This is a genomic window from Bacillus thuringiensis (assembly GCF_001595725.1).
In the GTDB taxonomy this organism is placed as follows: domain Bacteria; phylum Bacillota; class Bacilli; order Bacillales; family Bacillaceae_G; genus Bacillus_A; species Bacillus_A thuringiensis_K.
On the sequence record NZ_CP014282.1, the window covers coordinates 2,564,837 to 2,588,032 of the forward strand.

Consider the following 23,196-nt stretch of genomic DNA (forward strand, 5'->3'; position numbering starts at 1 on the left):
TTGTCATATGAGTAATAGTAAAATGAGAATTAGATGAAAAAAGTTTAAGTCCATTTTCATAATGGTATTGTATACTGTGTAAATCAAGAACACTTGTATGTAAGGAGAGAGTTTAATGAATTACACAGTATTTCAGTGGTTTAATAATTTTGCTGATTCATCCAAACTATTAGATACGTTAATGGTTTCTATTACAAATAGCGCTGCATACGTAGCCGTTCTATTTATGTTTATCTTATGGTTTAATAATGGAAAGAAAGAGAAGGCAATTAGAAAACAATATACAGTTTTATATACGACGCTTTCGGTTATTATTGCATTAGTAGTAAATGTTCTTATACACGCGGTATATTACCATCCGCGCCCGTTCGTATCACATGATGTACACCAATTAGTACCACACGCAGCAGATTCATCATTCGTTAGTGATCATTCTGTACTTGTATTTTCAATCGCCTTCGTATTTATTCTTAGAGGAGAAAAACTGAAATATATCGCGCTATTATGGGCAGTACTAGTCGGTATATCACGTATGTACGTAGGTGTTCATTATCCTTTAGATATACTTGGTGCAGCATTCTTAACACTTATTACGAGCGCTTTAGTAATGCAAAGTACACGTATGTTTGAACCAATAGCGAAACTTGTATTCAAAATGTATGCATTAGTAGCGAGACGAATTCCTTTCTTAGCGAAATATAACCATATCGCATAATTTTCCTATAAAAAGTTCCCCTTTGGACATCCAGAGGGGAACTTTTTATAGGAAATACGAAAAGAGTTTAGAGTGCTCTGTAATCAAGTTGTACTAATTAATATTCTGAAATTTCACGCACCATATTTACAATATATAAAATAATGACGCAAAATAACAACAGTTAGTTTTGCATTGTTTTAAAGGAATTAAAAAGAAAACTTCGAAACATATAGTATCGCAAACAAAAACTACAAATTTTAAAACGGATCTTCGTACGAATCCATTCCAAAAGAGAGGAGATAAGTATGCAAAAACTCCAAACGAATAAAGGCGCTCGATATATGATGATTGCTTTTATTGTTTTGTTTCTTATTATGATTTTGCGTATATTCTATATTCAGGCAGTAGGAGTCGTGCATAATGTGAATGTAAAGGATCTCGCGAATGAACAACATAATAAAAAAGGTGTTTTAGAAGCGAATCGTGGCACTATCTATGATCAAACCGGAAAGGTGTTAGTACAAGATTCTACAACGTATCGAGTTGTTGTGAATTTAAAAGGAAAAGATAAAGTGAAAAATAAAGATGAAACCGCACAACAATTAGCCAATGCGCTTGAAATTGATAAAGAAGAAGTATTAAAAAACTTTCATGAAGGGCGTACGCAAGTTGAAATTGGGAAAATTGGTCGGAACTTATCTAGGGAAAAGAAGGAAAAAATTAATGATTTAAAAATACCAGGTGTATCTTTTATGTCGGAAAAAGCAAGAGTGTATCCGAATGAAGACTTTGCATCCTATATACTTGGTTTTGCTAGACCAGATGATAAAGGGAATACGGAAGGGAAGTTTGGGCTTGAAAAGAGTTTGGATAAATATTTGAGCTCTACAAACGGGAATATAGAATATGTGGGTACACGAAGGGGAATTCCGCTTACAAATGATATAGGTAAAGTAGAACCAGCTAAAAATGGGAATAACGTATATTTAACGCTTGATAAACAAATTAATAGTTTTTTAGAAGAAGCGATGAACAAAGCGCAAGAACATTATGATCCTTCTATGTTAATTGGCATTATTGCTGATCCAAAAACAGGAAAGGTTTTAGCGATGTCTAGTAAACCTAGTTACAATCCTAATGTAGGTGATATCGAATACTTTTTAAATGACCCGATTGCAAATGCATATGAACCAGGTTCAACAATGAAAGTTTTTACGTTAGCAGCTGCCATTAATGAAGGTGTATATAACGGAAAAGAATATTTTCAATCTGGAAAATATTCCGTTGGTTCCTCTGATATAAAAGACCATAATGGTGGATTTGGATGGGGATCAATTACATTTGATGAAGGTTTTGAAAGGTCATCAAACGTAGCTTTTTCTATTTTAGAAGATCAGTTACTGAAACCAAATAAATTTAAGCAATATATGAATAAATTTGGTTTCAATCAAAAAACAGGGATAGATTTACCTGGAGAAAGTAAAAATACTTTATTATTAAATACACAAATTCAACAGGTTACAACTTCTTTCGGTCAAGGTTCTACAGTAACTCCGATTCAATTAATCCAAGCGGCTACTGCTATAGCAAATGACGGGAAAATAATGCAACCATATATCGTTGATAAAGTTGTAAATCCAACAAACAAAGAAGTTATTATGGAAAATCAACCGAAAGAAATTGGGAATCCGATAAAAAAAGAAACAGCGGACAAGGTTAGAAGCTTAATGGAGCGTGTTATAACATCTTCAAAAGGAACTGGTACAATGTATAAAGTGGATGGTTATCCAATTGGAGGTAAGACAGGAACAGCACAAATCCCGAATCCTGAAAACGGCCGATATATGGAAGGGAAAGAGAATTACATTTTCTCCTTTTTAGGAATGGCTCCAATTGATGATCCGGAGTTAATCGTATACTTAGCTATTAAGCAGCCAAAGTTAAAAGGAGATGAGTATGGAGCTCAGCCTCTTGCTGAAATATTTAAACCTGTTATAAAAAACAGCCTTGAATATTTAAAGGTGAAACCGTATACCGAAAAACAAATAGCTGATGCAGCGAAACAATCTCAATTAAAAGTACAAAATTATGTAAATCAATCGATGGGTACAGCAGAGAAAAGTGTAGAAAAAGAGAAGCTACAGCCGGTAATTTTAGGAGAAGGAAAAATAATAAAACAATATCCACAGTCTGGCGAGGTAATGAGTGAAGGTGATCGTATATTTTTATTAGGGAATAACGCACAAATGCCAAATGTAAAAGGTTGGTCCATGCGTGATGTTATGTATTTCTCTAAGCTTTTGAAATTAGATTTGAAAACTTCTGGTACAGGTTATGTAACGAGCCAAAGTATTGAAAAAGGACAAGATTTACAAGAAGGAGATACACTAGAACTAGAATTAGAACCGCCGTTACAACCGTTAACAGAGGCGAATACGAATTAATTCAAACTTGTTGAAGAACCTATATCCAATAGGTTCTTTTTTAAAAATTTATGAGTAATTTCACGCACCGTATTTTTTAAGAAAATAATAAATAAGATTTTTAACAGTTACTAAAACAAAAAAACTTACATATATTGAAATTAGAACGATTGTTCAATTTTTTTATATTAAACGACAGAAGGAGTCTACATTGAATAAAAGACGATACGATAGCGATTTAGCCAAAGAAATAATAGCAGAGAAAGCGATAGAGTTATTTTCCTTAAAAGGGTATACAAAGACCTCAATTGATAACATTGCGAAATCCTCTGGTTATAGTAAAGGACATATATATTATCATTATAAAAATAAAGAAGAATTATTTGTTTATTTAGCTAAAGACAGTATGAGAAACTGGCACGATAAATGGAAAATAGTAGAAAAACAGTATGCAAATGCTACTGGGAAATTATATGGAATGGCTAAATTTGTACTTTATAATTACAAAACGCCGTTATTAAGGGCAGGGCAAGAGCTTGCCTCTGATCCGAGCACGAATCCTTCTACAGTAAGACAGCTTTATGGTTTAGCTGCTATCCCTTTAAAGGCATATCATAAAATTTTGGATGAAGGTATACAAAGTGGCGAATTTTATATAGAAAATGTTGAGGACTCCAGTCTTTTATTAGCTTCATGGCTTGGTGGTTTATGTCAATTCATTCATTCAATTGAAACAGAGAAATTAGAAGCTTTATTTGATAAAACCATTACAATTTTTTTACTCTCTATTACAAACAAACATGTGTAGCGTTACAAGCGAATTAGAACGATTGTTCAAATTCTTACACTCGTCCGTTTTCATTATATGTATAAACAACAGGAGGTTATTTATATGGATGAGCAAAGAGTCGCAATTATAACTGGCGGCGCTTCTGGTATTGGTAAAGCTTTAGCCATTCAATTAGCAAATAAAGATATATTTGTAATTATCGCTGATATTAATGAAGTCTGTGGCCAGAACCTTGTGAATAATATAAAAAATAATAATCAACTAGCTAGGTTCGAATATTTAGATGTTACTAACGCTGAATCCGTAGAAAAACTTATTATAAAAATAGTTAATGAGTTTGGTAGAATTGATTATATGTTTAATAATGCAGGAATTGCTATGTATGGAGAAGTATACGATATGTCTTTGGGTGATTGGAAACATATTATTGAAATAAATTTATTAGGAGTAATTTACGGAACACAATTGGCTTACCAATTCATGAAAAAACAAGGATTTGGTCATATCATTAATACTGCTTCTGCAACTGGTTTAGGACCAGCTCCCCTTTGTACCGCGTATGCAACAACCAAACATGCTATCGTAGGTTTAACAACTTCATTACATTATGAGGCGGAAGAATACGGTGTAAATGTAAGTGTGCTTTGTCCAACTTTTGTAGATACACCCATATTTGAAAAATCAATTGCAATTAATATGAATAAGAATCAAATTATAAAACAACTAAAAACAAATAAGCCAATTTCAGCTGACAAGTTTGCTGAAATTGCACTGAAAGCTATTCATAAAAATAAATTAGTAATTTGTCCAATGCCATTAAAAAAAACGATGGACGTATTCTTTACTTTATTTCCTTATCTTCATAAAAAGCTAATGCGTTTCGTATGTCGAATTGGTCGTAAAGCAAAAATGACGAAAATATAAATATCTGATTATTTTTTATTTACAGTTAAAAATAATTGTGATAATATGGGAAAAATCAAATGCAGTGAAGAGAAGAGTAAATAAAATGAATTTTTCACAGAGAGCTCCATTTAGCTGAAAAGGAGTAAAAATTCTTTATTGAACCAAGCCTCTGAGCAGCGCATCGGAACCTATTATTAGGGGATGGTGTGACGGGAGCTCCCGTTATAGAGCTATGGTATAAGCATGAGTTAGAATGCAGTACCTGATAAGGTTAATATGGTGACATATTAACAAACTAGGGTGGCACCGCGATGATAAATCTCGTCCCTAAGATTAAAAGTCTTGGGGGTGGGATTTTTTTATTGTTGTAAAACAATTTGGAAAGCGGGGGCCAAAAAATGAAAAACTTACTTAAAGATTGGAAATATCCTTTATTACTATTGTCCGGAGTTGGTATTGCGAATTTAGGGGCATGGATTTACTTAATAGCACTGAATGTACTTGTCTATCATATGGGCGGCTCAGCCTTAGCTGTTGCTGCTTTATATGTAATAAAACCATTAGCCACTTTATTTACAAACGCTTGGTCTGGGAGTATGATTGATCGTTTAAATAAACGGAAATTAATGATTCACCTCGATATATATCGTGCGTTATTTATCGCTATTTTACCTTTACTTCCGTCACTTTGGATTGTTTATGTATTTGTATTCTTTATAAGTATGGCCAGTGCAATTTATGAGCCAACTGCTATGACGTATATGACGAAATTAATTCCGGTAGAACAAAGACAACGTTTCAACTCATTACGTAGTTTAATAGGATCTGGTGCATTTTTAATTGGTCCGGCGATAGCAGGGATTTTATTAATTGCGAGTACACTAGAGTTTGCTATATATATAAATGCTATAGCATTTCTCTTATCAGGATTCATTACATTACTTTTACCTAATCTTGATAAGAAAAAAGATTCGGATACAACTAGTAATACATTATCCCTTACAGTATTAATAAAAGATTGGAACACTGTTATAAATTTTAGTAGAAAACATGTGTATGTCGTATGTGTGTATTTCTTATTTCAAAGTATGTTCGTATTAGCGACTGCTACTGATTCACTTGAACTATCGTTTGCGAAAGAGGTATTACTACTAACAGATAGTGAATACGGTTTTCTAGTTAGTATAGCTGGTGCAGGATTTATTTTAGGTGCCATAACAAATACAATTTTATCAAAGAAATTAGCACCTTCATTTCTAATTGGAATAGGATCATTATTTATTGCGATTGGTTATTTAATTTATGCTTTTTCAAATGTATTTTTAATAGCTGCTATTGGATTCTTTATTTTATCTTTTTCAATGGCATATGCAAATACAGGATTTTATACATTTTACCAAAATAATATCCCTGTTCATATGATGGGACGGATTGGGAGTATATATGGACTTGTTATTGCGATAGTAACAATCTTTATTACAATATTATCTGGTGTTGCGACTCAGTTCATTTCTATACAACCTGTAATTATTGTAGGTTCATTGATTATGTTATTTATTACTGTCGTCTTGTGTGTGTTTACTTTATTCCCATCACAATCTAAGTTGTATTCTACTGAATCAATAAAGTGAAACTTTAATCAGGGGGGCATCCCCCACTGATTATCAGCCCTCACCAATCGGGCTTTTACGGGCAGCAGGGTCCCCACTTAACTTCTTTGCTTTCGCTGAATTTTGAGATGGGGGTCTTACTGCCCACAAATAGCGGGATAAATTCGAAATGAACTTTGTGTTCTCATTAACAATTTATCGTATTTAATAAAAGGGTTCTTTCCCCTTTATATGGAAAAATCAATAAGGGGAAAGAACAATACCGAAAGATAAGGGTGGTTGTCGTGATAAAAACAAAAGATGAAATTGATAAAATTGTAAAAGAAATACAAAAGAAAATAAATTTCTCAGGGGTAGTTTTAGTGCAAAAAGAAAAAGACTTAGTCTATGAAAAAGCTTTGGGTTACGCAAACCAAAGTGAATGTATAAACAATACGATACAAACAAGATTTGGCATTGCCTCAGGATGTAAAATTTTCACTGCAATTGGCATCTGTCAACTTGTTGAAAAAGGTTTTATTTCTTTTCATACAAAATTAAAAGATTGTCTAGAGATAAAATTTTCAAACTTCGATGAAGATATTACAATACATCAACTACTAACGCATAGCGCTGGTATACCAGATTATTTTGATGAAAGTATTATGGATAACTTCGAAGATCTTTGGAAACAAACACCTATGTATCTATTAAAGAGCTTAAAAGACTTTTTACCATTATTCCAAAAAAGTAATATGATGTTTGCACCTGGAACTAAGTTTCACTACAACAATGCAGGTTTTATCATACTTGGATTAATAATAGAAGAACAGACGGGACTTAAATTTACGGAGTATATAGAAAAGAACATTTTTAATTCGATTGGCATGAATGATTCTGGCTATTTTTCGTTAGATAGATTACCAAGACATACAGCTCTAGGATATATAAAGGACGAAACCAACCAAAATTGGAGAACAAACGCCTACTCTATACCGATAAAAGGAGGAGCTGATGGAGGTGCATATGTTACTGCACCAGACATGCTGAAATTTTGGGCGGCCCTATTTAATAATGAAATTTTAGGAAAGGAATATACAAAATTACTTTTAACTCCCCACATTCAAGTAAATGATAAACAGTCGTACGGATATGGAATATGGATTGAAACACAAGAAAACAACATTTTTAAATACCATGTTATGGGTTATGACCCAGGCGTGAGTTTTCGCTCGGCTGTATATCCAGACTTAGGCATTACATTGGTTATTGTTTCAAATAAATGTTCAGGGCCTGAAAAATTATTGACAGAAATCGAAAGAGCTTTTTAATTATATGGATATAAAAGAAGAGATACGAAAACAATTTAAACGGGTTTATGACTGTTTCTGTTTTGAAAAGTATTTTAGTTAATGAGTAACCCTTTATTTAGTAAATAAAGGGTTTTTGTAATTCTGCACAATTACATATGATTATATGGATTTTTAAATTAAAAAACATTACTATATAGTTGTAAATTATAACTATTAATTTATATGAAAGGATGTGTTAGTAATTTGTATATGATCAACTGTAGTTTGTTTATTATTTTAGGGGTTATTTGTTATTTAATTGTACGTGGAATATTAATTGTTACCAAAAATAAAAAACATGTGATTTGGTGGAAAGAAATAATAAGTTTTTTATTCGTGGTCTACATTTGCATGGTTGTTGCAGTAACTTTATTCCCTTTACCAATCGGTTTTCCTTCTAATCTTGAAAATTTGAATCGCTCGGTCAATATAATACCATTTGCATCAATTATTAAAGACATCAATCAAATTGGTAGTGCTTATGATGGAGATGCCCTATTTATGATTGGTCTAATTGTAAGAAATGTAGGCGGAAATATTTTATTATTAATGCCTTTAGGATTTTTAGCACCAATCCTATGGGATAAATATAAGAAATTCAAAAATACAATTTTATTAGGATTTTCTATATCAGCTAGTATTGAATTGTTACAATTAATTCAGTCTTTATTTAGTGGAGTGGGACGTATTACTGATATTGATGATGTGATCTGTAATGTTCTAGGTTCTATTTTTGGATATTGTATTTATAAAATACTTTTAAAACTATCTACTAAATTCAATATTCGAAAGTCAGAAAAAAATGATGGTAGTAATCTGGAATTTATTAATAAATGACATTGAAAATAAATTCATCCTGTGTTTAACGACACTGTGAACGGTAATACTAATTAACATTGAACTTTTACAACAAGGGATGATAATATGATATACATTTACACAGATTTTGGTGGAACACATACTACCTCACTAGCTGCAGCGTATCATTTAAATAAACTACCAACGGATCGCAAATTAACGAAAGAAGAAATTTTGAATGTAGATTACTTTAATAAATTGAAAACAGAAGATATGGGAAAAATTATTTTTCATGGGATCGATGAACATGGTCATCCTGTATATACGATTGGATGCGGCGCATCAAAAGTTGTTGTACCTGCGATGAAGCATTTAGGAGAAATCTTGCAAAAACATTATCAAAGTCATGAAAAAATTATTTTTTCTAATACATCACCAACCGTACCTTTACCAATGACTTTCGGTGGGCTGTTTTCTAGAAGGTTCCATATCGACTTTATTGGTGTACCGTTACTCGTATGGGGAGCAAAAATTTGCTGTGATAATATACAAAGGCTTGTTAGTTATACTAAAGAAGCTGGCCGATTAACGAATGATTATGTTGTAATTTTAGATAATGAAACCTTTAAATAGTATATGATAAGAAGAAAATCGAGCAAATTCCTTGATTTTCTTTTTTATTTGTGAAATAGACAAGAAATAGTCACAATTAATATGCATCTACTATAGCCAAAACAATAAAGTCCTGTTACTATTACAGGGATATTCTCTTTTCGTAACATAAATATATAGAAAAATCAGAAAAGAGGAATTGAATTAAGGGAGGAACAACATGAATCGTGTTGCTTGGATTACTGATAGTACAACTGCGAGTTTTAAAACAGAAGGAGATAACTTTGTTATCCCAATTGAAGTTATTATTGATGGTGTGTCGTACAAAGATTGTGAAGAAGGTGTGCGTGAGCGCGTTTATAATGCTTTGAACGAAGGTAAAACTGTCACTACATCACAGCCTAATATAGGGGAAATGGTAGAGTTATTTTCGAAATGCAAAGAAGAATATGAAGAGGGATTTGCAGTTGCTATTAGCGGAAAAGTAAGTGGAACCTATCAAAATATGAAGTTAGCTGCAGAAATGGCAGGTTTTCCGTTGACGGTATTAGACAGTGAAACAACAAGTTATCCAATGGATGAACTAATTAGAAAAGCGAAATCGTTATACAATGATGGTATGACGTTACAAGATATACACAAAACATTAGTAGATGAAAAAAGAAGACCTTTCCACGTATTCCCGAAAAGTTTAAAAGGCCTTTACGCAAGTGGGCGTGTAAAAGGAGTTCAATTTTTACTTGGAAGTTTATTAAGTGTGAACTTAATATTAGAAGTAAAAGGTGGAGAGCTTTTACTTGAAAAAAAAGTTCGTAAAATCCAAAAATGTCGAGAATATATTAAAAATGAACTTGAAAAAGAATTACCAAAAGTACTTCACATGTTCCATGCTAACGATAAAACTGGAGCTGAAGAATGGATTGCAGATATTAGACAAGCATTTCCTGAAATGGATTTCAAATTATATCCATTACCAATTTCATTTGCGGTTCATGCAGGTGAAGGTACAATTGCAATTAGTTATTAAAGTAAAACCCGTGAATAATTCACGGGTTTTTTCATAGTGTCGGGAAAGACCTTTATACTATAAGGTCTTTTGTACCTCTTAAAATGGCTTGAATAGCATTTATTTGAGATCATTAGGTAGTTAGAGATTGATGACTATCTTTAACGAAAAAAGTTGAAGTCATATTTTTTAATGTCAATAAATCAGAATCTTCTTTCTTTTATTTCTACAGTTACAATCTATTTACATATAATATTATTAGGATTATATTGACACTGAAAGAGAAAACAATAGATGGAAGGGGATGTTTTTTATGTTTAAAAAAGCAGCACTAGGGATTTCATCGTTAGCAATCACAGCGTTCGTCGGATTAGGAATGGCAACAGAAGCTTCAGCTGGACCAGCAGCACCACTTACTTCACTAAACGTCGTACAAGTAGAGTCTGAGCTAGGCGGGGTAGAAACAATTAATCAGAACAGCTTCAGCACATCGCGTAACCACGGGGGAAAATATTTATATATTACAACGAAAGAAATGGGCTATGGCCAAAACCCATTTGCTAAAATGAATGGTTCTAATGTAAAAAGCATTGATTCCACTATAATTGGGGGAAGACCAATCGTTGGCTGGTATTATAAATGGGATGCTTCTGGACACCAACAAGGAACCTTTGAGTACCAAAAGACATCTATAAATGCACCATTTAATACAATGCGTACGTCAATTTATATCCAATAATTTTGAAAGCGTTCGCACATATAGAATAGTAAAAAAGGTACTTTTAGGAGTACCTTTTTTTGATTTGAATCACGTTCATCTATATTTATAATCCCGATTCCACAGCAAGAATGCTTCCCATAAAACAGATTGTATTTTTTATTTTGAATAAAATTTTAGCAAATAAGTTAAATTTAGAAATTCATTCAAAAGGGTATAGTGTTGAACATAATTAAATAATATCGAAATAGCGCAGGATGATGATCCTGCGCTTATCTATCGTAATTCAGCTGTTTTTCTAATGACAATTTTATCAATTTCATCTTCTTCATCACCGATAAATAACCCGCGTTCTTTTAAATATGCCTCAAAATATAAATCTGCTTCAGCGCGTTCGTCATATGGCTTTACAGAGAGAACGAAACCTAATTTGTTTTGTTCTTCTAAATGAGAAGTGGAGATGTAAGCCGGTACATTATGGCGTAAAAACAGTTCTTTAACCGGAATAATCATATCTTTCATTAATTTCGTTAGCATACCCATTTCAAACTCGAAATTAAAGCGATCTATACTAGATAAATCAGCGAATACTACACCGATAAAACCTGTATTAAATACTTCTTGATATTCTACATCTTTGTCATGGCCGCCGTAAAAATTCTTTTCGATCAAATAATTTACAAAATAAGCAACGCCATCACTTTGTTCAAATGGTTTCGTTGAAAGAACAAAGCCAATTTTCTTTTGTTTATGTAAATACACACATGACATGTATGCTGAAATGTTATGTTCTTTAAACAAAGCGCTTGTTGCTCCAGAGAGACCATCTAATACGTGATGAACAATTTGAAGTTTTTTACGAGCGAAATAATAGGATTTCTTTTGTAACTCCAATGTATCAATAAAGACAGAGCCGATAAAGCCTGTATTTGAAATAATAGGTGCTTGCTTTTTTCTTCCTCTGCGCTTTAATGAAGCCATTGTTAAAATCATCCCTTCATGTACGTTTAAAATAAAAAAGAACGTTTGTTCGTATATTTATATTTTACTATTAAAACGCTATAAAGTAAAGGGTTTTTAATGAAAATATAACAAAAAAGACACCTTATAAAAGGTGTCTTAAACACTGTAGGGAATAGGATTTACCCTAACTATTTATATTATGATACAGAAACAATCTCTTCTGTATCTTCTACATCTAAATGACAGTCCATAGTACGAACATCTTGATCTTCATGACTTCCGAAATAAATAGTAATTTTCATATGTATCGCTCCTTTATTCTAGGAATACCTAAAATAATTACTAGTAATGTTAATATTTATTATATACCACTTTTTTCATTCCGACAACGTTATATCATTTTTAATTATTTTAAACTATAGAGCACAATTTAAAGAGGTACTTTTATAGAAAAAGGTAAATTTCTAATATGTTATATTTAATATAGAAGAATTCGAGTATTACTTTTTATGAAAAGGAGAACTATTGATGAATTATAAACAACTACTAATAGATAACTTTGCATATAAAACTTCATATGTTGCGCAATTTGTGACCGGAACGAGTATAAAAGAAACGAAAGATTATATTGCTGTTGATTGCGGATTACCTGCCGATACATTTAATATCATCACTCTACTAAACAATAATTTAACGGTAGGGATAGAGAAATTATATAAGGAGGTAGACTACTATAATCAAAAGAAATTTCCAATGAGTGTTTGGTTATGGGATGAGGAGCAAGAGCGGGATATAAAAAGCGAGTTAATTAAAATCGGTTTAAAAGAAGCGGAGCAAAATATCGCGATGGTAGCAGATTTAAAAACAATTTCTCCAACAATAAACATGCCAGTAAGTTTTACAATTCAACAAGCATCATCACCTGGACTAATAAAAAAATTTGGAAAAACGTTAGCTAATCTATTTGGCACATCAGAGGAAGGTATACATGTACAAGCATTCTATAATCAAATTTCTACTCTTGATTTATGGAACAGTGAGAATATGAAACTATTTTTAGGATTTTATGAAGGCGAAGTCGTAACTGTTGGTTCATTGATATGTTCAAAAGATAGTATTGGTATTTATGACATAGCAACGAAAGAAGAAATGAGAGGACGAGGATTCGGATCTATTATGTTCAATTTCCTTCTGCAAGAAGCACAAAAATTTAAAAATACGTATTGTGTATTACAAGCTTCACCCGATGGAATCAATATTTATAAAAAATCGGGATTTCAAGCTATCGGCAAAATGACTGTATTCGAAAATCGACATTTAATTAAGTAAATCATTCAAGTTAAATCGTCTTTATATAGGAGCTTATAAATCGTTATGAAAAAGATATATCTCGTTACAATAATTTGTGCCTTTATAGTAATAAGTATCTTTGTTTTTCAGAAAACAAATGAATATAAGTATAATAAGGCTATTAACCAATCAAATCATATAAAAAATATCGCACATAGAGGCGCTTCTGCGTATGCACCTGAACATACAATAGCAGCATATCAATTAGGACAACAAATGAATGGAGATTATATAGAAATTGATCTCCAAATGACAAAAGATGGACATTTAGTGGCTATGCATGATGAAACATTAAACCGTACAACGAATGGTACTGGGCTGGTGAAAGAGCATACATTAGAAGAAATAAAGCAACTAAATGCTGGCTCTTTTTTCAATGGAAAATATCCGAACTTAGCAAAGAAAGAATTTGAAAATGTTAAAGTCCCAACATTAACAGAAATTCTTGAAACGTTTGGGCATAACGCGAACTATTATATCGAAACAAAATCACCTGATGAATATCCAGGAATGGAAGAAAAATTATTAGAAATTATTAATCACTACGAAATACATGATAAAGTTATTATTCAATCGTTTAGTGAAGAAAGTCTACAAAAGATTCATAGCTTAAATAGTAATATATCCATAGTACAATTATTACCTTATAAAAAAGTAGTTCAATTAACAAAATTAGAGATAGAAAAGTATAAAATGTACTGCATAGGTCTTGGTATGAATTACAAATATATTGATTCAGATTATGTAAAGAAAATAAAGAAAAGCGGATTAGAAGTTCATCCATTTACAGTAGATAATGAAAATGATATGAAAAAGTTGCTTGCATGGGGAGTCGATGGAATGTTTACTAATTATCCAGATCATTTACATTCAATATTGGATTTGAAAAATCATGAATAAGTAGTGTTATTCATAAAGGGAAAATTTACACAACCTGTATACTAGGATTATCAATGCAAGAAGGCAGGTAGCATATAAAAAGAAAATACCAAAAACCGCAACTGGAAGACTTAGGTTGTGGTTTTTTTATTGCTTCCATTTCAGTTTACAAAGTTTGAAGCTAGAAGTGAAAACCTTTTTAGATGAATTGGCTTCTTATGTATTTGTACTTCGTGTCGTTCTAGATATATGTACAACCCATGAGATGAATTTTGCATAGGATAATAGAAAAGGAGATGTTGCATATTGAAATACCACAATAGAAATGTAAGTAATCTGAATAAATTAGCGGATAATACGAAAGCTGCAGCTTTTAAGTGGTATCAGTACTGCATTAACAATGGTATTGAAGTGTTAATTTATGAAACAATCCGTACGGTCGAGCAACAACGTGAATATGTTCGTAAAGGAGCATCACAAACGATGCGCTCATATCACTTAGTAGGACAGGCATTAGATTTTGTTCCAATTCAGTCGAATGGTACAGAAGATTGGAATGGCTATAATAAAGAACCGTGGGCATCAGCAATTCGTTATGCTAAACAAATTGGCTTTGAATGGGGCGGTGACTGGAAAGGATTCGTGGATAGCCCGCATTTGCAATATAACTACAAAGGATATGGAACGGATACTTTTGGGAAAGGTGCTCAAAACGTAGTGACTTCTCCTCCATCGAATGATAGTGTAGGGGTTGCGTATATTAACGGTAGTAATGTAAATTTACGAAAAGGACCTGGTACTGGATACGGCGTTATTCGTCAATTAGGGAAAGGAGAGTCCTACAAAGTATTTGGAAAATCAAATGGCTGGTTAAATTTAGGTGGCGATCAGTGGATTTATAACGATCCATCATATATTCGTTATACGGGAGGAAATGTACCAACATCTTCACAATCATCAAACGATGGTGTAGGTGTAGTTACTATAATCGCTGATGTATTGCGTGTTCGTACCGGCCCAGGAACAAATTACGGCATTGTGAAAAACGTGTATCAAGGTGAAAAATATCAATCGTTTGGATATAAAGATGGTTGGTATAATGTTGGTGGAAATCAATGGGTTTCTGGTGAATATGTTACGTTTATAAAGTAAATATAAGAGCCGTCCTGTTGGGCGGCATTTTATTTTAAATATTCATAGGGCGAGCACTCATAATATCATTCGTGATACATAGAGTATAATTTTTCATTCTAATAATCAGAAAGTAATCAAAATGTAATTAATTTCAACTACGCTTTTTATATTTTTTTGATACACTGGCTACGAGGGGAATACCAATTAAGGTGGGTAAAAACCAAAACCATATTGGCGGAAGTAAATTTATAATAGGAATATGGATGCCGACATTTACTAAAAGTGCGGTGACTGCACCTATATAAGAACCTAACATACCTCTGATGTGGTGATGGAGCCAATTTTTCCAACGTTTTTTTCGTGCAAGGTATCCATAAATCGCAAATGAATAAGAGAAGATTGCTACATAAAATAAATATGCGACTTTATCCCAGTTGATAATGGATAATATTATTGCCGTAAGGGTAATGACAACATAGGATGCATGATATATTTCGCCCCATTCGGTATGTTTTCCTTTCTTCTTTTGGGCAACCATCGCTACAATACCAGTGATTAAGCATATTGTTCCAAATAGGATGTGTATGGTTAAAAGAATGTTAAAAATGCTCATAATAATTCCTCCTTTTTTATTTTTATAGTATTGCAGTATAGGAGAAAAGTTGAAAAATATAGTTAGTTCGGCTTAATATATTGAAATAAAGGTACTCCTAGAACAAAATCCAATGATTGAAATGTTTTCTTAAATTTAGTGAGATGATTATTACGTTAAATGAAGGAGAGACTTCTATGTTTACATCTATTACATATTTACAATCGGGCAATGACAAGCAACAAAAAATATATGATGTTTTGAATAACCTAAACATCATGGAGGATTTAGCTTTATATAATCCCGTTCTTTGTGGGACAATCCCGATAAGAATTGATACTCCTCAATCTGACTTAGATATTGTAATGGAAGTATATAACTTTGATGTTTTTGAGCAGGAAATGAGATCTTTATATGGTTCTTATGGAGGGTTCAACATTAAAAAGAAAAAAATTAAAGGTACTGAATCGATAAAGGTGAATTTTGAATTCGAAGGTTTTGAATTTGAATTATTTGCTCAACCTAAGCCAGTGCGTAATCAAAATGCATATAGACATATGATAGTGGAGCACATGTTATTAATGCAGCATCCCCATATAAGGGAAGAAGTTATTCACTTAAAGGAACAAGGTTTAAAAACAGAACCTGCATTTGCTCAAGTATTAAATATTGACGGAGATCCTTATGAAAAACTTATTTTATTAGGGCAGGAAATGAAATTGTGGTAAATAAGATACGTAAAAAAATCCTCCAAAAACAAAAGAGGATTTTTTTATGCCGTTAACTTTCGAATTAATTCACTGAGCAATTTAACCCCGTAAGTCATTTGTTCTGGAGAAGCATATCCATATGATAAACGAATGTACTGATCTGATTCTTCTTCATAAATACGTCCCGGGTTTAAAAGAATTCCTTTTGATAGTGCCTCTGAAAATAGTTTTTTCATCGGAATGTTATGCACAACCTTTAGCCATATAAAAAATCCACCACTAGGAATATCCCACGATGCAACATCTGCACAATACTTATTTAAAGCTCGTATCATTATTTGTCTTCGTTCTTTCAGGTGAATTCTTACGTTTGCTACATGGTCTTCATAAAAACCTTCATTTATCCATTCAGCAGCTACTCTTTGAGATAAAGAGCTGGATCCATAGTCTGTTTGCATTTTTATATCTGACAATCTATCAATAACAGGTTCTGGTCCGATTATCCATCCAATTCTAAGTCCTGGGGTAAGTGTTTTAGAGAGACTACCAATATATAATACATGTCCATGTTTATCCATTGACTTTAAAGGAGCTGGTGGTGATTTATCAAGCCATAACTCTCGGTAAATATCATCCTCGATGATAGGCAATTGCTCTTTTTCACATATTTTTAATATTTCTTTTCTTCGCTCTTTGGACATCAATATCCCCGTTGGATTTTGAAAACAAGGGATTGAATATAAAATATTATTTTTTTGACTATACTTAATTCGTTTTAATAAGTCGTTAGGTAAAATACCTTGATTATCCATTGATATACCGGATAAATTTATATTTGCTGATTGAAAAACATGAAGTGAATATAAGTAAGAAGGTTGTTCAAGTAAAACAGTTGATTTTCTATGTAAAAGACCAATTGATATTAATTGTAATGCTTGGAGTGCACCAGAGACTATTAATATAGAACCCGGTGATGCATGTATTCCAAATGATTTTACGTATTTGCTTATTGCTTCACGTAACGGATAAAAACCTTTTTGTTCTTCGTATCCGAAATAATCTAATTCCTCACTGACGTTTTTTATTATAGATTGCATAGTTTCAAGCGGGAAAAGATGAGGTGCAAGTTCACCTTTACTAAGATGAATAAGCGTTTTATTTGCTTCCGCTTCATTTATTTCTCGCACCATTAACTTACTTGGTTTATGAATACCGGCCTTTACATATTCACTCCAATCGGGCGGGGGATTAGTTGCTAATAATGACCATGTATTATTTGTTACAATTGTTCCTGCTCCGATTTGTCCTTGAATTAAACCATCTGCCATAAGTTCATCTAGCGCAGTTATTACAGTACTTCGATTTACATGAAATAATTTTGCTAACTGCCGCTGACTAGGGATTTTACTTCCAATTGGCCATTCTCCGTTTTCAATTTTTTCTTTTATATAGTTTATTATCTGCCAATATTTAGGCACTTTTTTATCGGTTGTCATATAAAAAACTCCCTCGTTTATTTAAAAGATTCAAAGTGGTTGGTTTTTCCGATAAATAACTGGTTGAAGACATTGTATCAACTATTAAATATGATGAAAAGAAATAATTGGTAATTTAAAAATGGTTGGTTTTTTAGGGAAGGAGAGAAAACATGCATAATAAAAAATGGGATTTACGCATTATATGTGCTCACGCTTTTACAATTCTTATATGGGGAACTGCTTTTCCAGCAATTCGTATGGGGCTTGAATCTTATACGCCTGAACACCTTACTTTACTACGTTTATTAATCGCCTCATTTATACTTTTGTTATTTTCATTTATATACAAACTACGACTACCGGATTTAAAGGATATCCCAGCATTTTTTATATTTGGTGCTTTAGGGTTTACTATTTATCACATCGCATTAAACTACGGCGAAAAAACAGTAAATGCTGGATCTGCAAGTTTAATTATTTCAGTCACTCCAATAGTGACGGCAATTCTTGCTTCTGTTTTTTTGAATGAAAAAATGAAATTAAATGGCTGGATCGGTGGTGTAATGAGTTTTGCAGGAATTGTCTTAATTTCACTTAGCCAAGGCGACGCTATTCAATTAAATAGCGGGGGATTATTTATATTATTAGCGGCGATTTCAGAAAGTCTATTTTTCGTTTTCCAAACATCTTACTTAAAAAAATATGGCTTCTTACCATTTACCATATATACAATTTTGTCTAGTACTGTATGTATGCTTATTTTCTTACCCGGAGTTTATCAAGAAATACTAGCAGCCCCTCTTGAAGTTAACTTGAGCGTTATATATTTAGGTGTCTTTCCAACAGTACTCCCGTATATTACATTGGCCTATATTATATCTCGTACTGGTGCTTCTGAAGCAACAAGTTCTCTATATTTAACGCCAATAACTGCGTGTTTCATTGCTTGGATATGGTTAGGAGAAGTGCCAACTTTAGTTTCAATAATTGGCGGAGGAATTACTATACTTGGAATTGTGATTGCTCATATACCAGTATTAAGAAAAGAAAAACATAGGAATTTAGCAAATAATCAATCCGTATAATGTAATTCAATAATGATTTTATAATACTTTTTTATATAGTTTCTTTCTTATGTTGATAAATATAATATTTTGTATTTCAGTTAAATATTGTATGTTACATTTTATGTAGTAAGCATTTTAAAAGGAGATGACAACATAATGAATGGAAAAAGAAAAATTTTCACATGTATTTCTATTATAGGAATCGGACTAGCTAGTTTTTCTAATTCTAGTTTCGCAGCAAATGTAACGGACAATTCAGTACAAAATTTTATTCCCATAGTTAATCAACAAGTAGCTGCTGCAAAGGAAATGAAACCATTTCCCCAGCAAGTTAATTATGCAGGCGTTATAAAACCGAATCATATTACACAAGAAAGCTTAAATGCTTCTGTAAGAAGCTACTACGATAATTGGAAAAAGAAATATTTGAAAAATGATTTATCTTCTTTACCTGGTGGTTATTATGTAAAAGGAGAGATTACAGGTGATGCGGATGGATTTAAGCCACTTGGAACTTCAGAAGGTCAAGGGTATGGGATGATAATTACAGTATTAATGGCTGGTTATGATTCGAATGCTCAAAAAATCTATGACGGTTTATTTAAAACAGCAAGAACTTTTAAAAGTTCTCAAAATCCTAATTTAATGGGATGGGTTGTCGCAGATAGTAAAAAAGCACAAGGTCATTTTGATTCTGCTACTGATGGGGATTTAGATATTGCGTATTCTCTTCTTCTTGCTCATAAGCAGTGGGGATCTAATGGAACAGTTAATTATTTGAAAGAAGCACAAGACATGATTACAAAAGGTATTAAAGCTAGTAATGTTACAAATAATAACCGACTAAATTTAGGAGATTGGGATTCTAAAAGTTCACTTGATACGAGACCATCTGATTGGATGATGTCACACCTTAGAGCATTTTATGAATTTACAGGTGATAAAACTTGGCTTACTGTTATTAATAATTTGTACGATGTTTATACGCAATTTAGTAATAAGTACTCTCCAAATACAGGACTTATTTCAGATTTCGTTGTAAAAAACCCACCACAACCCGCACCTAAAGACTTCTTAGATGAGTCAGAATATACAAATGCATATTATTACAATGCTAGTCGGGTACCATTGAGAATTGTAATGGACTATGCTATGTACGGCGAGAAAAGAAGTAAAGTCATTTCTGATAAAGTTTCTTCGTGGATTCAAAATAAAACGAATGGAAATCCTTCTAAAATTGTGGATGGTTATCAATTAAATGGATCTAATATTGGTAGTTATTCAACTGCTGTATTTGTTTCACCGTTTATTGCTGCAAGTATAACGAGTAGCAATAATCAAAAGTGGGTAAATAGTGGATGGGATTGGATGAAGAATAAGAGAGAAAGCTATTTTAGTGATAGTTACAATCTATTAACTATGCTTTTTATTACGGGAAATTGGTGGAAGCCTGTACCCGATGATAAAAAAACACAAAATCTAATAAATGATGAAATCTATGAAGGATACGATAAATAATCAAATTTGAGAATATTTACCTAAGAAAAGGAATTAGCATACGCTAGTTCCTTTTTATATCTTGTAAAACATTATCCATTTTAAACTTTGCATATGTATACTTGCTTTTATACAATTTTGGCAGTATTGCTGCGATTCTTATAAAGTACGGAAAAGATTTAACGATTGTTGCTGTAGGAAGATTTACCTCGTTAGCAATTGCTTTTAATTTATGGAATGATTTAATGCTAAATGTAAAAGCAATATATTTCATGGGTGGTGTTTTTTTAGAAGTAGGAAACGTTACGCCGTTAGCAGAGGCAAATGTGTATGGAGATCCTATAGCAAGTAAAATTGTTTTCCATCAAGCAAAGAATTTATTAATATTCCCTTTAAATGTAACAAACAAAGCTGTGTTAACACCAAATGTATTTAGCTATATTCAAGCTAATACAAAGAATCCATTTCATATGATAATGAAACCAATGTATGATTACTATTTATCTGCATACCAAAAACTTAATCCATCTATCGAAGGACCTTTGCTACATGATGTGGTTGCAATAAGTGGATTAGTAAATCCAAGTTTTTTTGAATTTGTGCATCGTACAGTAAATGTAGATACATACGGAGATACGAAAGGACAAACATTTGCTGATTTCCGCCCTAGCTCTATATCTGAAGGGGCCCATATAGCATTAGAAATAGATGAACAAAAATTCATTCAAGATTTTATAAAAATCATGTTATAAGTTGTTGTCGAAAAAGGGAATTATTTCAATGCGTTGAATATAAAAATACATCCCTCTAGATAAAGGAGCTTACAATATTGAATGTCCAGTTAAAGGTTGTTACGAGAGAAAATTGGAAAGAAGCATTAAAGCTACAAGTTAAAGAAAATCAGTTGAAATTTGTTCCATCCGTAGCAGTTTCGCTTGCTAAAGTATATATAAAACCAGATGGTGACAATGTAGAGTACATACCATTCGCTATATACGATGGTGACCTTATGGTTGGTTTTGTAATACATGCAGTTGTAAGAGAGACATCGGATATGTATTGGATTAACGGATTTATTATTGATCAATCGCAGCAAGGTAATGGTTATGGAAAAGCAGCCTTACAAGAAAGTATTAATATAATAAAAAATACGTTTAAGGCGTGTAAAGAAATTAGATTAACCGTACATAAAGATAATATCTCTGCAAAGAAACTATATGAACGATACAGTTTCAAATCATTAGAACAGGAGTATGATGGCGAGCAAGTATATCGTTTATTCGTTTAACTATTAGGAAGTAAAGGCGTGAAATGAAATATGCAATTTACTGAAGTGAAAATTGAAGTGTTCATTCCTGAAGAATATATTGAAACATTAAGGGATGAATTAAATAAAATTGGAGCATGTAAAACGGGCGAATATGACCATTGTTTTTCCTATAGTTCAGTGAAAGGATATTGGAGACCTTTAGACGAGGCATCTCCTTTTAATGGAGAAATTGGTCGAATATGCGAAGGGCAAGAATGTAAAGTTGAAATAAAGTGTAAACGAGAACTTGTAAAAGATGCTCTTGAAGTTATTAATGATATTCATCCGTATGAAACACCTATGATTTATATTATACCAATACTAAATGACTATTTTGAGCAACTATACATTGAATAATTAGGAGGAATATCAATTGAAAAGTAAATTTCATCATATTGTACGAGCAGTCATGATAAAAGATGAAAAATTATTAGTTGCTGAATATATTGGCCATCATTATTTTTTACCTGGTGGCCATGTTGAGATTGGAGAATCAGCAGAGAATGCATTAATAAGAGAGTTAAGAGAAGAACTTGGAGTAAACTGTAGTATACAACAATTTTTAGGAGTCATAGAAAATCAATGGCAAGATAAAGAAGTGCTTCATCATGAAATTAACCACATTTTTGAAGTAGAGTCACAAGATTTACATACGGACTTACCACCGAAATCTAGCGAGTCTCATTTAGCATTTCACTGGATAGATTATAATAAAGAATCCTTAAATGATTATGAAATCATGCCAATGCCTTTAGTGAAGGAATTACTTGAAAGAAAGTTAAGTGATGAACTACTAAATTGTTGGATTAGTAATTTTTAAATCACTTTATTTATAGTAAATACGTCCATCGAATGAATATAAAGAAAATAGGCTCAAAAACAAGGTACATCACCTAGTGTAAGTTCATATTTTGTTGATGTACGTATTTAGTCTATAGCCTTGTTTCAATCTTGTTTACAAAAATATATAAACTTTAACGTTTGGGCGGAATTTAAATTTATAAATGGAGGGGTTCGTAATGAATCAATTTCAACATGAACTACAAACATTAAACCTTAATGATTATCAAACTGGTAATGTTGTGTATTGGGATCAACAACAAAGTCAATATCCATACTATTACATTCAAGACGATGCACGTCGTTGCGGAGGATGCGGAGGATGCGGAGGTTGTGGTGGACGCTGTGGCGGTTGTGGCGGCGGTAGATGTGGTGGCTGTGGTGGACGTTGCGTAGGTTGCGCTGGTTGTTTTGGTTGCTTTAATTGCTGGAACTGGTGGATTATTTAAATATATTACATCATTAATATTTTATATGAAAGAAAGG

The 23,196-nt window shown here is 32.4% G+C and carries 23 protein-coding genes, 3 pseudogenes and 1 other annotated feature; of the genes and pseudogenes, 23 read left to right on the forward strand and 3 right to left on the reverse strand.

Annotation, left to right across the window (positions count from 1 at the left end; translation table 11 throughout):
- Positions 1-115: 115 nt before the first annotated feature.
- The 12 genes and pseudogenes from AXW78_RS12870 to AXW78_RS35720 form a co-directional block, all read left to right on the forward strand.
- Positions 116-715: an undecaprenyl-diphosphatase gene (locus AXW78_RS12870; protein ID WP_001110134.1), complete on the forward strand. Its 600-nt coding sequence runs from the start codon at positions 116-118 to the stop codon at positions 713-715.
- 287 nt (positions 716-1,002) lie between these two features.
- Positions 1,003-3,141, forward strand: a complete 2,139-nt coding sequence (locus tag AXW78_RS12875) for a penicillin-binding protein (protein ID WP_061884238.1) — start codon at positions 1,003-1,005, stop codon at positions 3,139-3,141.
- Between the two features lie 190 nt (positions 3,142-3,331).
- Complete coding sequence (locus AXW78_RS12880) at positions 3,332-3,928, forward strand: TetR/AcrR family transcriptional regulator (protein ID WP_061884239.1); 597 nt, start codon at positions 3,332-3,334, stop codon at positions 3,926-3,928.
- 84 nt (positions 3,929-4,012) lie between these two features.
- Positions 4,013-4,834, forward strand: a complete 822-nt coding sequence (locus tag AXW78_RS12885) for an SDR family NAD(P)-dependent oxidoreductase (protein ID WP_046945053.1) — start codon at positions 4,013-4,015, stop codon at positions 4,832-4,834.
- Between the two features lie 55 nt (positions 4,835-4,889).
- Positions 4,890-5,148 (forward strand) — a binding site (T-box leader).
- Positions 5,149-5,214: 66 nt separating this feature from the next.
- Entirely contained in the window at positions 5,215-6,447 is a 1,233-nt protein-coding gene (locus AXW78_RS12890; RefSeq protein WP_061884240.1) for an MFS transporter, read from the forward strand.
- 263 nt (positions 6,448-6,710) lie between these two features.
- Positions 6,711-7,736: a serine hydrolase domain-containing protein gene (locus AXW78_RS12895; protein ID WP_000598053.1), complete on the forward strand. Its 1,026-nt coding sequence runs from the start codon at positions 6,711-6,713 to the stop codon at positions 7,734-7,736.
- Between the two features lie 13 nt (positions 7,737-7,749).
- Positions 7,750-7,818, forward strand: a pseudogene (locus AXW78_RS35715) (GNAT family N-acetyltransferase); the annotation flags it as partial.
- A 143-nt stretch (positions 7,819-7,961) separates the two neighbouring features.
- Positions 7,962-8,594 carry a VanZ family protein gene (locus AXW78_RS12900; RefSeq protein ID WP_129542620.1) on the forward strand — a complete coding sequence of 211 codons (633 nt, stop codon included), beginning with the start codon at positions 7,962-7,964 and terminating at the stop codon, positions 8,592-8,594.
- An 87-nt stretch (positions 8,595-8,681) separates the two neighbouring features.
- A complete protein-coding gene (locus tag AXW78_RS12905; protein WP_000639421.1) occupies positions 8,682-9,188 on the forward strand; it encodes a DUF3189 family protein in 507 nt (168 codons plus the stop codon).
- 199 nt (positions 9,189-9,387) lie between these two features.
- Positions 9,388-10,194 carry a DegV family protein gene (locus tag AXW78_RS12910; protein ID WP_001082412.1) on the forward strand — a complete coding sequence of 269 codons (807 nt, stop codon included), beginning with the start codon at positions 9,388-9,390 and terminating at the stop codon, positions 10,192-10,194.
- A 292-nt stretch (positions 10,195-10,486) separates the two neighbouring features.
- A complete protein-coding gene (locus AXW78_RS12915; protein WP_000472916.1) occupies positions 10,487-10,912 on the forward strand; it encodes a DUF4879 domain-containing protein in 426 nt (141 codons plus the stop codon).
- A 104-nt stretch (positions 10,913-11,016) separates the two neighbouring features.
- Positions 11,017-11,127 (forward strand): annotated as a pseudogene (locus AXW78_RS35720) (MFS transporter); the annotation flags it as partial.
- A 40-nt stretch (positions 11,128-11,167) separates the two neighbouring features.
- On the opposite strand, the gene AXW78_RS12920 reads toward AXW78_RS35720, so the two are convergent.
- Positions 11,168-11,872: a hypothetical protein gene (locus tag AXW78_RS12920; RefSeq protein WP_000157646.1), complete on the reverse strand. Its 705-nt coding sequence runs from the start codon at positions 11,870-11,872 to the stop codon at positions 11,168-11,170.
- 510 nt (positions 11,873-12,382) lie between these two features.
- On the opposite strand from AXW78_RS12920, the gene AXW78_RS12925 reads away from it, so the two are divergent.
- The 3 genes from AXW78_RS12925 (at position 12,383) to AXW78_RS12935 (ending at position 15,235) form a co-directional block, all read left to right on the forward strand.
- Positions 12,383-13,183, forward strand: coding sequence for a GNAT family N-acetyltransferase (locus tag AXW78_RS12925; RefSeq protein WP_001107070.1), 801 nt, complete (start codon positions 12,383-12,385; stop codon positions 13,181-13,183).
- A 45-nt stretch (positions 13,184-13,228) separates the two neighbouring features.
- Positions 13,229-14,104, forward strand: coding sequence for a glycerophosphodiester phosphodiesterase (locus AXW78_RS12930; protein ID WP_000725663.1), 876 nt, complete (start codon positions 13,229-13,231; stop codon positions 14,102-14,104).
- 285 nt (positions 14,105-14,389) lie between these two features.
- A complete protein-coding gene (locus AXW78_RS12935) occupies positions 14,390-15,235 on the forward strand; it encodes an SH3 domain-containing protein (protein WP_000873745.1) in 846 nt (281 codons plus the stop codon).
- 133 nt (positions 15,236-15,368) lie between these two features.
- On the opposite strand, the gene AXW78_RS12940 is transcribed toward AXW78_RS12935, so the two are convergent.
- Entirely contained in the window at positions 15,369-15,830 is a 462-nt protein-coding gene (locus tag AXW78_RS12940) for a DUF2306 domain-containing protein (protein WP_000021746.1), read from the reverse strand.
- Positions 15,831-16,006: 176 nt separating this feature from the next.
- Between AXW78_RS12940 and AXW78_RS12945 the strand changes: the two genes are divergently transcribed.
- Positions 16,007-16,537: a DUF4269 domain-containing protein gene (locus AXW78_RS12945; protein WP_000495165.1), complete on the forward strand. Its 531-nt coding sequence runs from the start codon at positions 16,007-16,009 to the stop codon at positions 16,535-16,537.
- 44 nt (positions 16,538-16,581) lie between these two features.
- Here AXW78_RS12945 and AXW78_RS12950 read toward each other — a convergent pair whose 3' ends face one another.
- Positions 16,582-18,015 carry an efflux pump transcription regulator NorG gene (locus tag AXW78_RS12950; protein ID WP_061884241.1) on the reverse strand — a complete coding sequence of 478 codons (1,434 nt, stop codon included), beginning with the start codon at positions 18,013-18,015 and terminating at the stop codon, positions 16,582-16,584.
- Positions 18,016-18,167: 152 nt separating this feature from the next.
- Between AXW78_RS12950 and AXW78_RS12955 the strand changes: the two genes are divergently transcribed.
- The 7 genes and pseudogenes from AXW78_RS12955 to AXW78_RS12985 all read left to right on the forward strand — a co-directional run bounded on the left by AXW78_RS12955 (position 18,168) and on the right by AXW78_RS12985 (position 23,159).
- Complete coding sequence (locus tag AXW78_RS12955) at positions 18,168-19,082, forward strand: DMT family transporter (RefSeq protein WP_000551614.1); 915 nt, start codon at positions 18,168-18,170, stop codon at positions 19,080-19,082.
- A gap of 138 nt (positions 19,083-19,220) precedes the next feature.
- Positions 19,221-20,582 carry a family 8 glycosyl hydrolase gene (locus AXW78_RS12960; protein WP_001013584.1) on the forward strand — a complete coding sequence of 454 codons (1,362 nt, stop codon included), beginning with the start codon at positions 19,221-19,223 and terminating at the stop codon, positions 20,580-20,582.
- A 107-nt stretch (positions 20,583-20,689) separates the two neighbouring features.
- Positions 20,690-21,313 (forward strand): annotated as a pseudogene (locus tag AXW78_RS12965) (nucleoside hydrolase); the annotation flags it as partial.
- Between the two features lie 77 nt (positions 21,314-21,390).
- On the forward strand, positions 21,391-21,849 hold the full coding sequence (locus tag AXW78_RS12970; RefSeq protein WP_001102696.1) for a GNAT family N-acetyltransferase: 459 nt from the start codon (positions 21,391-21,393) through the stop codon (positions 21,847-21,849).
- A 30-nt stretch (positions 21,850-21,879) separates the two neighbouring features.
- Positions 21,880-22,227 carry a divalent cation tolerance protein CutA gene (gene cutA, locus AXW78_RS12975; protein WP_001160786.1) on the forward strand — a complete coding sequence of 116 codons (348 nt, stop codon included), beginning with the start codon at positions 21,880-21,882 and terminating at the stop codon, positions 22,225-22,227.
- Between the two features lie 16 nt (positions 22,228-22,243).
- Complete coding sequence (locus AXW78_RS12980) at positions 22,244-22,690, forward strand: NUDIX domain-containing protein (RefSeq protein WP_000836825.1); 447 nt, start codon at positions 22,244-22,246, stop codon at positions 22,688-22,690.
- A 199-nt stretch (positions 22,691-22,889) separates the two neighbouring features.
- Positions 22,890-23,159 carry a heterocycloanthracin/sonorensin family bacteriocin gene (locus AXW78_RS12985; RefSeq protein WP_001071341.1) on the forward strand — a complete coding sequence of 90 codons (270 nt, stop codon included), beginning with the start codon at positions 22,890-22,892 and terminating at the stop codon, positions 23,157-23,159.
- Positions 23,160-23,196: the final 37 nt, after the last annotated feature.